Origin of the sequence: Methylobacterium sp. B4 (assembly GCF_003201865.1) — a bacterium.
Taxonomy (GTDB): domain Bacteria; phylum Pseudomonadota; class Alphaproteobacteria; order Rhizobiales; family Beijerinckiaceae; genus Methylobacterium.
The window spans coordinates 70,692-83,906 of the sequence record NZ_QJJJ01000001.1; the positions used below are offsets into that span (position 1 = coordinate 70,692).

Consider the following 13,215-nt stretch of genomic DNA (forward strand, 5'->3'; position numbering starts at 1 on the left):
CCTCGACTGCCTCAAGCCGACATGTCGGCGCGGTTGGTTGGGCGGACGCGAGCGGGGAGCCGGAAGTTGCCGGGAAGCGGGTCGAACCACGTTCGGTCTCGTCGATCCGGCGGATGCATCGGGCGATGTTGCGCTTTGTCGGAGGATTCGTGACGGAACGTCGCCTCGACCGATCGGAGTGCTCGCATGATCGTGATAGCGCGGGTCTTATGCCGATTTGGACGAAACTCCTTATTGTCGTCGCGGTCGCCACCATCATCACGGCCTGGGGCTGGGTCCTGGACCTGAGCCTCTCCGCCGTTCATGCGTGGCTCGTCGAATTCATCGGGCATACGGGTATGCGTCTGCTGATCGGTGCGATGGTGTTTGCCGGGGCTTGGGCTCTGTGGAAGGAAACGGAGGATCGATGACGCGGCCCCTCGCCGTCATCTTTTTCGCGCTCGCTCTCTATCTCGGCATCTGGGACTGCGTGGTGACGCTCAGTTTCTCGGCCGTGCACGCGTGGCTGGTCGATTGCGTCGGGCGGATCGGCGTGTGGGTCATCATCGCCGCGACGACGCTTGGAGGCGGCTGGGCCGTCTGGACCGAGCAGGAGGACCGCTGAGCGCGGCCTCGCGGTCAGAGGCGGTCGATCAACGCTGCGAGCCAGACCAGGGCGGCGATGGCCTGGGTCAGGAAGGCTCCGGCGGAGGCCAGATCCTTCACGATGCCGATCCGGGGATGCCGGTCCGGATGCAGGTGGTCGCACAGCTTCTCGATGGCGGTGTTGAGGAACTCCGCTCCGAGCATGAGCAGCAGGCTGACGAGCAGCGCGACGCGCACCCACAGCGTGCCGCCCAGAAGAAGTGCCGCGGGCAGGCCGAGCGCCAGCAGCAGGAGTTCGAGCCGGATCGCCCGCTCCGTGCGGGCGCCGAAGACGAGGCCGCGCCACGAATTCAGGAAGGCGTGGTAAAGCGCGATCACGCCCCCTGCCCTCCGGGGGCCGCGCGGGCGATCCACTTGGCGAGCACCGGCCCGGTCACCAGCACCACGAACAGCCGCAGGGTCTGAACCGCGAGCACGAAGGACACGTCCGCCTTCGAGCCCACGGCGATGATCGCCACCGAGTCGAGCCCCCCGGGGCTCGTGGCCAGGAAGGCCGTCAGGTAGTCGATCGACAGAAGGCCGGTCAGCCCCCAGGCCCAGGCGGCGCAGATCAGAATGATCGCCGCGGTGGCGGCGAGGATGCCGGGCAGCGCGTGGAGCGTGGTGCGCAGGGTCTGCCGGGTGAAGCGCAGGCCCACATACCAGCCGATCCCCGCATAGGCCGCCGCCAGAACCGGCTCCGGCAGGGCGAGCTCGACGAGGCCGAAGGCGTGCAGCCCCGCCCCGAGCAGCATCGGCCCGACCAGCGCCCCGGCCGGCAGGCGCAGGGCGCGCGCGAGGCCGACGCCGGCCAATGCCACCGCGAGCGTCGCGAGCAGGGCCGGGAGCGTGTGCGGCGGCTGCGCCGCCGAAGCGGTCGCCGGCCCGCTGATATCGGCCAGGAGGCGCGCGGCGAGCGAGGCCGAGAGCACCACCGCGGCCACGCGCACGTATTGCATGAAGGCGACGAGGCGCGGATCGGAGCCGTATTCCTCCGACATCGCCACCATGGCCGCCGCCCCGCCCGGAGCGGAGCCCCAGGCGGCGGTGGTGCCGGGGAGAACCTGCAGCCGGGTCAGCACCAGCCCGACCAGTCCGCTCACCGCGACGGTGACGAGGACGACCGCGAGGATCACCCATCCGTCGTCCTGCAGGGTCCTGACGATCTCGCCGGTCACCGAATGGGCGACGAGGCAGCCGACCACCGCCTGCGAAGCCTGGAAGGCCGGGCGCGGGAAGGACAGGCCGGCGCCGCGCACGCCGAAGACGATGGCGGCCAGCATCGGCCCGAGCAGGAAGGCGGCGGGAAAGCCGGCATGGCTGAGCGCCCAGCCGAGCAGGCCGGAGACGGCGACGAGCGCGGTCCAGCGCACGAGCGTGGCGAGGTCGGGCAAGGCGTGCGGGGCGCTGTGCGGCGGAGGCGGCGGGATCAGGCCCCGCCGCTACACTGCTTCGGAACGGCTGTCACGCGAGGCGCCCGAAGCCGGGATCGGATTCGGGTCATCCTGGCAGGCGATGGTGCTCGGCGGTGCGTGCGCCCGGAAGAAGGCGGCCAGATGCGCGAGTCCCGCCGCACGCGGATCGCTGGAGCGCCAGGCCAGGGCCACGGTTCGGCCGGGACCTTCCCCGTCGAAGTGCCGCACCACCGTCAGCCCGCTCGGATCGGGGCCGGAGGGGATGGCGAGCGCCGGGATCAGGGTGTAGCCGGCGCCCGCCGCCACCATCGAGCGCAGCGTCTCCAGGCTGGTGGCGTGGCGGCCCGCCGCCCGCAGGGTGCCGCAGGCGGCGATGGTCTGGTCGCGCAGGCAATTGCCCTCGTCGAGGAGCAGCAGGTCGGGGCCGGCGATCTCCTCGGCCCGCAGCGGTCCGCCCCGCGCCAGGGCGTGGTCGGACGGGCAGGCCAGCCGGAACGGCTCCAGGAAGAGTGGCGAGACCGTGAGCCCGGAGGCCGCCACCGGCAGGGAGACGAGCGCCGCGTCGATGCGACCGTCGCGCAGGCCGTCCAGGATTTCCGCCGTGCGCGCCTCGCTCAGCGCCAACGTCAACAGCGGGAATTCCTGGCGCAGCAGGCGCAGCACCAGGGGGAAGTAGTAGGGACCGAGCGTCTGGATTGCCGCGAGCACGAGCCGTCCGGTCAGCGGCGAGCCGCGGCCTTCGACGGCCAGAGCCAGCAGGCGCTGCGCCTCGCTCAGCACCACGCGGGCCTGCCGCACGATCCCCTGCCCCGCAACCGTGAGCAGCACGCGGCGGTTGGAACGCTCGAACAAGGCGAGCCCGAGCGCGTTCTCCAGTTTGCGCACCTGCACGGAGAGTGTCGGCTGGCTCACGTTGCAGCGTTCGGCGGCGCGTCCGAAATGCCCTTCATCGGCGACCGCGACGACATATTCGAGATCCCGAAGGGACAGGCCGGACAGGTTCATAGACAGCATCTATCACAGTCTTTGCGACGATGCATTTGCCAATGGGTCATGCCTGGGTCATACCTGCGAGCCAGAATGGTTCCAGGTTTCAGGTCCCCCGTGGGCCGCCCCACCGAACCGTCCGAATTTCCAGGAGAGTGTGACGCATGAGCGAGAACCGCCCGATTCTGACGACCCGCCAGGGCCATCCGGTCCGCGACAACCAAAGCACGCGCACGGTCGGCGAGCGGGGGCCCGCGACGCTCGAGAACTACCAGTTCATCGAGAAGATCACGCACTTCGATCGCGAGCGGATTCCGGAGCGCGTGGTCCATGCCCGCGGCGCCGGCGCCCACGGCTGGTTCGAGGCCTACGGCAAGATCGGCGACGAGCCGGCCTCCAAGTACACCCGCGCCCGCGTCCTCAACGAGACCGGCGTGAAGACTCCGATGTTCGTCCGCTTCTCCACCGTGGCCGGCGCCAAGGAGAGCCCTGAGACCGAGCGCGACCCGCGCGGCTTCGCGGTGAAGTTCAAGACCGTCGACGGTAACTGGGACCTCGTGGGCAACAACCTCAAGGTCTTCTTCATCCGCGACGCGATCAAGTTCCCCGACATGATCCACGCGTTCAAGCCGGACCCGGTGACGAACCGCCAGGAAGCGTGGCGCTTCTTCGACTTCGTGGCCCAGCACCCCGAAGCGATCCACATGGTCACCCACCTGAAGTCGCCGTGGGGCATTCCGGCCAACTATCGCGAGATGGAAGGTTCGGGCGTCAACACCTACAAGCTCGTCAACGATCAGGGCGAGGCGGTGCTCTGCAAGTTCCACTGGGAGCCCAAGCAGGGCGTGCGCAACCTGACCTCGGCCCAGGCGTCCGAGATCCAGGCCAAGGATGTCGGCCACGCCACCCGTGACCTGTACGACAACATCAAGGCCGGCAATTTCCCCGAGTGGGAATTCTGCGTGCAGATCATGCCCGACGGCCCGAACGACCACCTGTCGTTCGATCCGCTCGACGACACCAAGCTGTGGCCCGTCGAGGATTTCCCGCTGTTGCCGGTCGGCCGCATGGTGCTCGACCGCGTGCCGGACAACTTCTTCGCGGAAGTCGAGCAGTCGGCCTTCGGCACGGGCGTGCTCGTGGACGGCATCGACTTCTCGGACGACAAGATGCTCCAGGGCCGGACGCTGTCCTACTCGGATACGCAGCGCTACCGGGTCGGCGCCAATTACCTGCAGCTGCCGATCAACGCGCCGCAGCCCGGCGTGAAGGTCTATTCGAACCAGCGCGACGGCCAGATGACCTACAGCGTCGATGGTACCGGCCCGAACCGCCACATCAACTACGAGCCCTCGACGCTCGCCGAGGGCCTGCGCGAGGCGCCCAAGCCGGCCAAGGATTATCACCAGCCGGTGCAGGGCAACCTCGGCCGCTACCAGACCTCGCGCACCGAGGACGATTATGCCCAGGCCGGCGTGCGCTACCGCTCGTTCCAGGATTGGGAGCGTGAGGATCTGATCGCCAACCTCGTGGCCGACATGAAGCAGTGCCCCGAGCCCATCCAGCTTCGGATGGTCTGGCACTTCTGGCACGCCGACGAGGATTACGGCCGCCGCGTCGCCGAGGGTGCCGGGATTGATCTGGAGAAGGCCAAGGCCCTGCCGCCGCTGCCGGGCCGTGCCGCCCCGCATAAGCGCCTCCAGGCCGAGACCTACACCGACGGCAGCAACGCCGCGCACAAGGTCGCTGCCGAGTAAGGCATCGCGCACCGGACCATGAAAAACCCCGCCCGGCCAGCAGGCCGGGCGGGGTCATTTTTTTTAGAAAGAGGAAGCGCCGAGGGTGGCGCTCCCCCTTCGATCCTTACGGGCAGGAGCGACGCACGCCGCGCCTGACGGCGTAGGTCTGGGTCTGCGGGTCGTAGGTCTTGAAGCGGCGGGCGCACTCGGCCACCGCGTCGTCGTCGCCACCCCCGACGCCTGTCGTCACCGTCTCGGTGCCGTAATAGCCGGCCGGAGCATAACCGCCCGCCGGTGCGTAGTAGCCGTCGTCGTAGCCGTACCCATAGCCCGGATAGCCGTAACCGCCGCCGTAGAGGCCGCCCGCTGCGAGGCCGAGACCGGCGCCGAGGCCCAGGCCGAGACCGACCCCGCCCAGACCGTAGCCATAGCCGCGGCGATAATAGCCCGCGTTCCGCCAGCGGTTGCCGCCGTACCAGCCGCGATTGCCGAAGCCGGGCCGCACACCGGCGACCCCGCCGCCGAAGCCCGGGCGGACACCACCGCCGAAGCCGGGGCGACCGCCGAAGCCACCGCCGCCGATTCCGACACCGCCGCCGAAGCCGGGGCGCCCGGCAAAGCCGCCGCCACCGAAGCGGCCCCCACCCAGTCCGCCGCCGCGGAAGCCGGAATTGCCGAACCCGCTCACGCCACCGGCGCCGAGCGCACTGCGGAAGTTGCCGCCGCCGAGTCCGCCGGAGCCACCGACACCGATCGGGCGGGCATCGGCCGTGGCCGGAAGGTAGGCCAGTGCGCCCGCGAGGACGGCCGAGGCCATGAATATGCGCTTCATCGTCAATTCCCTTACGGATCGCGAGAATGGCCCGCGCCGGTTTCCACCGGCAGACTGGGCCCTTATTCTCAGAACGCAGAGCGGAGACGGTTGATCCTACGGCCAAGATTGCGTGAATGTCGCGCTTGTGCCGCGGATCTTCTTCGGAAGACAGGCGAATGCGCGGGAAGACGCGCGATCCGGCCCTGCGCTACGAGCGGTGGCGCCGGGCGGCGAGCGCGACGAGCAGGCAGGCGATCAGCCAGAGGCCGAACGATGCGTCGCCGAAGGCGGCGTAGAGCGTGCGGCCGGGCAGACGGACGGGCAGATCCGCATCGAGCACGCCCTCGACGCCCAGCGGCAGGCTCGCCACGATCCGGCCATGGGCATCGACCACCGCCGAGATGCCGGAATTGGCGTCGCGCACCAGCGGCAGACCTTCCTCCACCGCCCGCAGCCGCGCCTGGGCGAAGTGCTGGCGCGGCCCCGGCGTATCGCCGAACCACGCGTCGTTGGTGAGGTTGAGGATCAGGCCCGGAATCCGGTCCGTCTCGGCGGGGGCGCCCTCGGGCGGATCGCCGGGCAGGATCGCACTTGGAAAGATCGCCTCGTAGCAAATCGTGGCGGCGACCGGAGGCAAGCCGGGAACGTTCAGGATGCGCTGGCCCGCGCGGTCGCCTGCGGTGAAGCCGCCGGGAACGGACACGAACTGGCGCAGGCCCACCGCCCGAAGAAGCGCGTCGAGCGGCCCCGGCAGGTACTCGCCGAAGGGCACGAGGTGGACCTTGTCGTAGGTATCGCCCGGACGCCCGCCGCCACCGATCGTCAGGATGGAGTTGTAGAAGACGGCGTTCTCGCGGGTCAGCCGCTCGCCCTCGGGAAGCGTGCGCGCCCGCGCCGCGCCGGTGATGAGCTGCTTGCCCTCCGGCAGGGCGGCGCCGATCCGCCCCAGCGCCTCCGGATCGCGCTGGATCAGGAAGGGAAAGGCGGATTCCGGCCAGATCAGGTGGGTGATGTCGGCGATGCCGGTGCGCTGCGGTGAGAGGGCGCGGTCGCTCAGTTCGAGATACTTGCCGACGATCTGCTCGCGCCGTCCGGCGCCGAAACGCTCGTCCTGCGGGATGTTCGGCTGGATCAGCCGCAGGCGCACGCCGGCCACGGTCGGATCGGGGGCGGCGGGCACGCGCCATGCCCCGAAGGCGGCCAGTCCCGCAAGCGTCGCCAGCGCCGCCAGGGTCGGCCCGAACCGGCCGCGGGGCGTCGCGCCGGTGGCGAGCGTGGCCGGGGCGGCGGCGATCAGCACGGCGAGCAGGGTCAGGCCGTAGAGGCCGACGAGCGAGGCCCCCTGCATGGTCCAGAGGTTGTTGCCCAGCGCCATGCCGAGTGTGTTCCAGGGGAAGCCCGTGAACAGGTGGCCGCGCAGCCATTCGGCGGCGGCGAGCCCGAAGGCGAGCGCCGCGATGCGGCTCGCCCCCCGCGACCAGACGAGGCGAGCCGCGGCGAAGCCGGCGGCGAAGAACAGGGCGAGCACCGCCGGCAGGCCGACCACGCCGAGCGGCATCGCCCAGGCGAACTGATCCGCCTCCACGAGGAAGGCCGCGCCGAGCCACCACAGCCCGGCGGTGAAGTAGCCGAAGCCCCAGGCCCAGCCGATCCCGGCGCAGACGAGCACCGTGCGCCGGCCCGAGCCGCCGATCGCCGCTCCGTCGATCAGCCAGACAGCGACGGCCAGCGACACGATGAGCGCGGGAAACAAGCCGTAGGGCGGCATGGCGAGCGCGCCCACGGCGCCCGCCGCCACGGCGATCGCGAACCGCACCCAGCCCTGGCTCAGGATGATCCGGTGGGCGAGCGCTTCGAGAAAGCCGATCCGCGCCGCGGCCGGGCGCGTTCCGGCGCCGGCGGCGCGGCTGGGCGCGTTCATCCCTCGAACTCTCAGCGGCCGGATTCGGCGGCCTGCGCCGTGTCCGTGTCGGCGGCGGGCGGCACCGGTCGGGGTGGCGGCAGGGCGAGCGGCACCACGGTGCCGATCTTGGCCGGCGTGCGCTGGATCTTGAGACGCTTGACGCGCCGGGGATCGGCGTCGAGCACCTCGAATTCGATGTCGCCGGGCCCGGCGATCAGCTCGCCGCGGGAGGGAACCCGCCCGGCGAGCGTGACGATCAGGCCGCCGATCGTGTCGATCTCCTCCGCGAGTTCGCCCGCGAGGGTGAGGAGATCGACGCCGGTCGCCGCCGACACCTCCGCCAGTCCGGCGCGGGCATCGGCCACGTAGGCCTCGGTCTCGCCCTCGACGCGGTTGACGAGCTGGCCCTCGGCCACGTCGTGCTCGTCCTCGATGTCGCCGACCACCATCTCGATCAGGTCCTCGATCGAGATCAGCCCGTCGGTGCCGCCGTACTCGTCGATGACGAGCGCCATGTGGGTGCGCGTCGCCTGCATGCGCACGAGCAGGTCGATGGCCGGCATGGAGGGCGGCACGAACAGCACGGGACGCTGGATGCGGGTGGAGGCGAGCGTCGCGGTGAGATCGACCTTGCCGAGATCGAGCCCGCGCAGGGCGCCGCGGGCGGACGCCGTGCGGCGCGGGCGCGGGACGGGCTTGGCCTCGGCGCTCGCGTCGGAGGCGGCCACGGGCTGCGGCGCGGGACGGCGCGGGGCGGCCTCCGCCTTGGTGGCGAGGTATTCGACGAAGTCGCGGATGTGGACCATGCCGCGGGGGTCGTCGAGGGTCTCGCCGTAGACCGGCAGGCGGGAGTGGCCGGCGGTGCGGAACAGCTTGAGCAGGTCGCCGAGGCTGGTATCGATCCCCACCGCGACGATGTCGGCCCGGGGCAGCATCACGTCGTCGACCCGCACCTTGTGCAGGCCGAGCACGTTCTTGAGCATGGCCCGCTCAAGGGGGGAGAAGGCGTCCTCGCCCGTATCGGGCTCCGCCAGGGCCTCCTCGAGGCCGGTGCGCAGGGAATCGCGCGGTCGCAGGTGGAAGACGTTCAGCAGACGATCGTACCACGCCTCGCGTGGGGGCGGTTCGGCGTCCGCGGCTGGCGCGGCCAGGGCCGCGCCGCGACTTCGGTCGTTGGTCATTGGTCTCTGAGTTGGATGTGGCGGAAATGCCGGGGGAGACGTGCCTCGAAATCGATCGCACCGCGACCGAATTCAAGTTCTGGGTGTGATGCGCGTGTCGCGGCCGAACCGGCGGCGGGCGCTTCAATCGTCGTAGGGGTTCGGAACGCCCAGGCCGCGCAACGCGGCGATTTCGAGAGCTTCCATGGCATCGGCCTCGGCCTCGCCGGTCTCATGGTCCTGTCCGAGAAGGTGAAGGGTGCCATGAACGAGGAGGTGGGCGAAGTGGTGCTCGAAGGGCTTCGATTGCTCGGCACTCTCGCGCACGAGCGTGTCATACGCAAGAACGACGTCACCGAGCGGGCGTGCCATGCCCGGCTGAAGCGGCTGCTCCGCGGCCGGAAAGGACAGTACGTTGGTAGGCTTATCCTTGTTCCGCCACGTGCGGTTCAGGTCCTGAACGGTGGCGTCGTCGGCCAGCAGCACGCTGATCGCGACCGAACCCTCGCCCGAATCGGGCAGAATCGCCAGTCCGGCCTCGACCGCCCGGGTCGCGAAGGCCTCCAGGTCGGGGACCGCCTGTTCCCAGCGCGCATCCTCGACGGCGATGTCGATCTCGTTGTCGGTCATGTCGGTCGCGTGCGGTGTCAGGCCAGCGGGCGGCGGCGCGGGTTCGGGTTGCGGTCGGTGTCCGCCTCGCCGTGGGCGGCGGTCTCGTAGGCGGTGACGATGCGGCGCACGAGGTCGTGGCGCACCACGTCCACGTCGCGGAAGCGCACCCGGCCGATGCCCTCGACGCCGTCGAGCACGTTCACCGCCTCGACGAGGCCCGACTTCTGGCCCGGCGGCAGGTCGATCTGGCTCGGATCGCCGGTGATGATCATGCGCGAGTTCTCGCCCAATCGCGTCAGGAACATCTTCATCTGCATGGAGGTGGTGTTTTGCGCCTCGTCCAGCAGAACCACGGCGTTGGTGAGCGTGCGCCCGCGCATGAAGGCGAGCGGCGCGATCTCGATGATGCCGGTCTGCAGGCCGCGATCGACGTGGCGCGCCTCCATGAAGTCGTAGAGCGCGTCGTAGATCGGGCGCAGGTAGGGATCGACCTTCTCGCGCATGTCGCCGGGCAGGAAGCCGAGCCGCTCGCCGGCCTCGACCGCGGGGCGCGACAGGATCAGGCGCTCGGCATGGCCCTGTTCGAGCAGCGAAACGGCGTGGCCGACGGCGAGCCAGGTCTTGCCGGTGCCGGCGGGGCCTTCGGCAAAGACGAGTTCGTTGGCCCGCAGGAGCTTGATGTAGTCGCTCTGCGCGGCGTTGCGGGCACGCACGCCCCCGCGCTTGCGCGTGGCGATCTGCTCGAACTGCTCGCGGCCGGGCTCGGCCACGATCTCGGCGGAGGGAAACAGATTGCCCTGGACGGTGACCTCCTGGATCACCCCGTCCACGTCGCCGAGCGTCAGGGTCGTGCCGCCCTTCTGCACGCGGGCATAGAGCCGCTCGAACACCCGGCGGGCCTTCTCCGCGGCCTCGGGTGCGCCCTTGACGACGAGGTGGTTGCCGAGCGCGGTGCCGGTGATGCCGAGCCGCCGCTCGATATGGGCGACGTTCTGGTCGTACTGGCCGAAGACGAGGCTCGCGAGGCGGTTGTCGTCGAAGGTGAGCGAGACCTCGACGGTCTCGGCGAGACCTGGGCGCCCCGGCGAGGGGCGGTTGTTGCGGCCGGCGGGGCCACGGGCGGACGCAACGTCAATCGGCACGCAAGGAATCCGGCATGGTGATGCCCTTCATATAGGTCAGGCCGCGGCCGCCGCATCCTCCAGCACCTCGCCGAACAGGCTATTCGAGCCCGCGCGCGTGATGCGCACCGGCACCAGCGTGCCGATGGTGGCGGCAGGTGCGTCGAACTGAACCGCCTGGAGATGGGGCGTCTTGCCCGCGACCTGCCCCGGATGCCGGCCGACCTTCTCGACCAGGATCTCGGCGACGCTGCCGACCGCCGCCGCGTTGAAGGCGTGGCGCTGGGCGTCGAGCAACGCCTGCAGGGCGGCGAGCCGCTCCGACTTCACCGCCTCCGGCACCGCGTCCTCGCGTTCGGCCGCGGGCGTGCCGGCGCGGGGGCTGTATTTGAACGAGAAGGCCGCCGCGAAGCCGATGTCGGAGACGAGCCGCATGGTCTCGTCGAAATCGGCGTCGGTCTCGCCGGGAAAGCCGACGATGAAGTCCGAAGACAGGGCGATGTCGGGCCGCGCGCCGTGGATGCGCTCGATCAGCCGCCGGTAGGCGTCCCCGGTGTGACGCCGGTTCATGGCGTGCAGGATGCGGTCCGAGCCCGACTGCACCGGCAGGTGCAGGTAGGGCATCACCAGCGGGTTTCGTTCGTGGGCACGAACGAGATCGTCGGCAAAATCGTTCGGGTGGCTCGTGGTGTAGCGCAGGCGCAAGAGACCGGGCACGGAGGCCAGCGCATCCATGAGTTGCCCCAGGGTCGAGGGCGCTCCGTCCGCCCCTTCGCCGTGATAGGTGTTCACGTTCTGGCCGATCAGCGTGATCTCGCGCACCCCGCCCTCGACGAGGCGGCGCGCTTCCTCGACCACCGCCGCCACCGAGCGCGAGACTTCCGCGCCGCGGGTATAGGGCACCACGCAGAAGGCGCAGAACTTGTCGCAGCCCTCCTGCACGGTGAGGAAGCCCGTGACGCCGCGGTTGCGCCGGGCGGGCAGGTGATCGAACTTGTCCTCGGCCGGAAACTCGGTGTCGACGACCCGACCCTCGCGCGAGCGGCGCAGGAGGTCGGGCAGGCGGTGATAGCTCTGCGGGCCGACCACGACATCCACCGCCGGCGCGCGCGAAAGGATCTCGCGGCCCTCCGCCTGCGCCACGCAGCCCGCCACCACGATGCGGGTGTCACGCCCCTCTTCCGCCCGCTCGCCCTTGAGCACGCGCAGGCGCCCGAGCTCGGAATAGACCTTCTCGGCGGCCTTCTCGCGGATGTGGCAGGTGTTGAGGACGACGATGTCGGCCTCCTCGACCGCATCCGTCGCGCTGTAGCCCTCGGCCGCCAGCACGTCGGCCATTCGGCCGGCGTCGTAGGCGTTCATCTGGCAGCCGTAGGATTTGACGTAGGCTTTCTTCAAGATCGCAACCCTGCCGCCGTCCGGCGGCGCTTTTACGGGAATCTTCCGGTCGAGGGGCGCTTTACCATGGTTCGGACGCCGACACGATTCCGTTCAGACGCTGTCAGATTCCCGACATGAGCCTTGCCACCGATCCCGCCTTCTTCGACTTGCTCACCGGCAGCTTCCACCGCCTCCTCGGGCGTCCGCTCCTGCCGGAACCCGGGCTCGGGCCGGATTGGCTCTACGGAGAGGCACCGTTCGCGGTGCTCGCGCACGACACGAGCCCCGATCCCCTCTTCGTCTACGCCAACCGGGCGGCGCAGCGAGCCTTCGGCTACACCTGGGAGGCGTTCGTCGGCATGCCCTCGCGCCTCTCCGCGGAGGCGCCGGAGCGGGAGGAGCGGCAACGCCTGCTCGATGCGGTGGCCCGCGACGGCTTCGTCTCGGACTATGCGGGGATCCGGGTGGCCCGTGACGGGCGGCGCTTCCCCGTGACGGACGGCATCGTCTGGCAGCTCATGGATGCCGACGGGACGGTCCGCGGGCAGGCCGCGACCTTCCCGCTCCCGGCCTGAGGCTCACACCGCGGCGATCCCCGGGGCCGAGACGTCCGCGCCCTCCCCGGCCGGGCTCGGCGCGACGGGGGCGGGACGCCCGGCCGGTCCGCCGAGCCGCGTCTCGCGCAGGGCGCGCCGCACGGCGGCCTCGGCCTGGGCGGTGGCGACCTTGCGGTCGGTGGCAGCGTCGAAGGCGATCGGCACGCCCCAAGCGACGTGGACGTCGATGGGCCCACGGTTCGCGAACAGGGCGAGATGGGACGCCAGCTCCATGTCGCCGTACCACGCGATCTCCGGCCGCTCGGCGCGGGTCACGGGCAGGCCGTTGCGGCGCAGGTAGGTCAGCGCCAGCGGCTGCAGCCGGATGCGGGCGAGCCCGCCGGCCTCGGCGGCGAGTGCGGCCCGGGCGGCACCGACCAGGGAGGAGCGGAACGGCAGCAGCCGCAGGCCGTCCCCGGTGGTGCCTTCGGCGAACAGCACGATCAGGTCGCCGTCGGCGAGGCGCTCCCCGACCGTGGCGTTGACGCTCGCGGTGGCCGCCCGCTTGGACCGCTCAATGAAGACGGTGCGCTGGAGTTTCGCCAACGTGCCGATCAGCGGCCAGCCCTCGATCTCGGACTTGGCCACGAAGGAGAGCGGGCGCAGGGAGCCCAGCACGACGATGTCGAGCCACGAGACGTGGTTCGACAGCACGAGCGCCGGTTCACCGGCCGACGGCGGCGTGCCGCTCTGGGTGATGCGCAGCGAGAACAGGCGCAGGAACAGGCGGTGGAACAGCACCGGCATCCGCCCGGCCAGCCGCCCGTGGCCGAAGCGCAGGCTCAGCCAGTGCGGGCCGATCACGATCAGGAAGGCGAGCGCCTGGAGGATGAGGCGCAACGCGATGCCGGCCCGCGTCATCGG

At 70.5% G+C, this 13,215-nt stretch carries 14 protein-coding genes; 4 read left to right on the plus strand and 10 right to left on the minus strand.

Going from position 1 to position 13,215, the window contains the following annotated elements; genetic code table 11:
* Positions 1-125: 125 nt before the first annotated feature.
* Positions 126-410: a hypothetical protein gene (locus tag BY998_RS00315; protein ID WP_245421429.1), complete on the plus strand. Its 285-nt coding sequence runs from the start codon at positions 126-128 to the stop codon at positions 408-410.
* Complete coding sequence (locus tag BY998_RS00320; protein WP_110349636.1) at positions 407-604, plus strand: hypothetical protein; 198 nt, start codon at positions 407-409, stop codon at positions 602-604. Before BY998_RS00315 ends, BY998_RS00320 begins: the two co-directional genes overlap by 4 nt.
* 14 nt (positions 605-618) lie before the next feature.
* On the opposite strand, the gene BY998_RS00325 is transcribed toward BY998_RS00320, so the two are convergent.
* From BY998_RS00325 to BY998_RS00335, 3 genes are read right to left on the minus strand one after another with little or no spacing between them, the layout of a single operon-like run.
* Positions 619-963, minus strand: coding sequence for a diacylglycerol kinase (locus tag BY998_RS00325; protein ID WP_110349637.1), 345 nt, complete (start codon positions 961-963; stop codon positions 619-621).
* On the minus strand, positions 960-2,018 hold the full coding sequence (locus tag BY998_RS00330) for an AbrB family transcriptional regulator (protein WP_110349638.1): 1,059 nt from the start codon (positions 2,016-2,018) through the stop codon (positions 960-962). The genes BY998_RS00325 and BY998_RS00330 overlap by 4 nt, the downstream gene beginning before the upstream one ends.
* Positions 2,019-2,066: 48 nt before the next feature.
* Entirely contained in the window at positions 2,067-3,044 is a 978-nt protein-coding gene (locus BY998_RS00335; RefSeq protein ID WP_110349639.1) for a LysR substrate-binding domain-containing protein, read from the minus strand.
* A 146-nt stretch (positions 3,045-3,190) separates the two neighbouring features.
* Here BY998_RS00335 and BY998_RS00340 point away from each other — a divergent pair, with 146 nt between their 5' ends.
* Positions 3,191-4,783 (plus strand): catalase, encoded by a 1,593-nt coding sequence (locus BY998_RS00340; RefSeq protein WP_110349640.1) that lies wholly within the window; start codon positions 3,191-3,193, stop codon positions 4,781-4,783.
* 106 nt (positions 4,784-4,889) lie between these two features.
* On the opposite strand, the gene BY998_RS00345 is transcribed toward BY998_RS00340, so the two are convergent.
* The 6 genes from BY998_RS00345 to miaB all read right to left on the minus strand — a co-directional run bounded on the left by BY998_RS00345 (position 4,890) and on the right by miaB (position 11,773).
* Positions 4,890-5,597 (minus strand): BA14K family protein, encoded by a 708-nt coding sequence (locus BY998_RS00345; RefSeq protein WP_110349641.1) that lies wholly within the window; start codon positions 5,595-5,597, stop codon positions 4,890-4,892.
* Positions 5,598-5,787: 190 nt separating this feature from the next.
* Positions 5,788-7,500 carry an apolipoprotein N-acyltransferase gene (gene lnt, locus BY998_RS00350; protein ID WP_110349642.1) on the minus strand — a complete coding sequence of 571 codons (1,713 nt, stop codon included), beginning with the start codon at positions 7,498-7,500 and terminating at the stop codon, positions 5,788-5,790.
* A gap of 11 nt (positions 7,501-7,511) precedes the next feature.
* Positions 7,512-8,663 carry a hemolysin family protein gene (locus BY998_RS00355; RefSeq protein WP_110349643.1) on the minus strand — a complete coding sequence of 384 codons (1,152 nt, stop codon included), beginning with the start codon at positions 8,661-8,663 and terminating at the stop codon, positions 7,512-7,514.
* A gap of 123 nt (positions 8,664-8,786) precedes the next feature.
* On the minus strand, positions 8,787-9,272 hold the full coding sequence (ybeY, locus tag BY998_RS00360; RefSeq protein ID WP_110349644.1) for an rRNA maturation RNase YbeY: 486 nt from the start codon (positions 9,270-9,272) through the stop codon (positions 8,787-8,789).
* Positions 9,273-9,289: 17 nt separating this feature from the next.
* Positions 9,290-10,396: a PhoH family protein gene (locus tag BY998_RS00365; protein ID WP_110349645.1), complete on the minus strand. Its 1,107-nt coding sequence runs from the start codon at positions 10,394-10,396 to the stop codon at positions 9,290-9,292.
* 36 nt (positions 10,397-10,432) lie between these two features.
* A complete protein-coding gene (miaB, locus tag BY998_RS00370; RefSeq protein WP_110349646.1) occupies positions 10,433-11,773 on the minus strand; it encodes a tRNA (N6-isopentenyl adenosine(37)-C2)-methylthiotransferase MiaB in 1,341 nt (446 codons plus the stop codon).
* Between the two features lie 116 nt (positions 11,774-11,889).
* Between miaB and BY998_RS00375 the strand changes: the two genes are divergently transcribed.
* Positions 11,890-12,330 (plus strand): MEKHLA domain-containing protein, encoded by a 441-nt coding sequence (locus tag BY998_RS00375; protein ID WP_110349647.1) that lies wholly within the window; start codon positions 11,890-11,892, stop codon positions 12,328-12,330.
* A 3-nt stretch (positions 12,331-12,333) separates the two neighbouring features.
* Here BY998_RS00375 and BY998_RS00380 read toward each other — a convergent pair whose 3' ends face one another.
* Positions 12,334-13,212, minus strand: coding sequence for a lysophospholipid acyltransferase family protein (locus tag BY998_RS00380; protein ID WP_110349648.1), 879 nt, complete (start codon positions 13,210-13,212; stop codon positions 12,334-12,336).
* Positions 13,213-13,215 lie beyond the last annotated feature (3 nt).

Coding starts and splice junctions, on each gene's coding strand:
- BY998_RS00320 (WP_110349636.1), top strand. CDS start 407: ATGACGCGGCCCCTCGCCGTCATCTTTTTCGCGCTCGCTCTCTATCTC.
- BY998_RS00380 (WP_110349648.1), bottom strand. CDS start 13,212: ATGACGCGGGCCGGCATCGCGTTGCGCCTCATCCTCCAGGCGCTCGCC.
- BY998_RS00355 (WP_110349643.1), bottom strand. CDS start 8,663: ATGACCAACGACCGAAGTCGCGGCGCGGCCCTGGCCGCGCCAGCCGCG.
- lnt (WP_110349642.1), bottom strand. CDS start 7,500: ATGAACGCGCCCAGCCGCGCCGCCGGCGCCGGAACGCGCCCGGCCGCG.
- BY998_RS00375 (WP_110349647.1), top strand. CDS start 11,890: ATGAGCCTTGCCACCGATCCCGCCTTCTTCGACTTGCTCACCGGCAGC.
- BY998_RS00335 (WP_110349639.1), bottom strand. CDS start 3,044: ATGAACCTGTCCGGCCTGTCCCTTCGGGATCTCGAATATGTCGTCGCG.
- BY998_RS00315 (WP_245421429.1), top strand. CDS start 126: ATGTTGCGCTTTGTCGGAGGATTCGTGACGGAACGTCGCCTCGACCGA.
- ybeY (WP_110349644.1), bottom strand. CDS start 9,272: ATGACCGACAACGAGATCGACATCGCCGTCGAGGATGCGCGCTGGGAA.
- BY998_RS00340 (WP_110349640.1), top strand. CDS start 3,191: ATGAGCGAGAACCGCCCGATTCTGACGACCCGCCAGGGCCATCCGGTC.
- BY998_RS00345 (WP_110349641.1), bottom strand. CDS start 5,597: ATGAAGCGCATATTCATGGCCTCGGCCGTCCTCGCGGGCGCACTGGCC.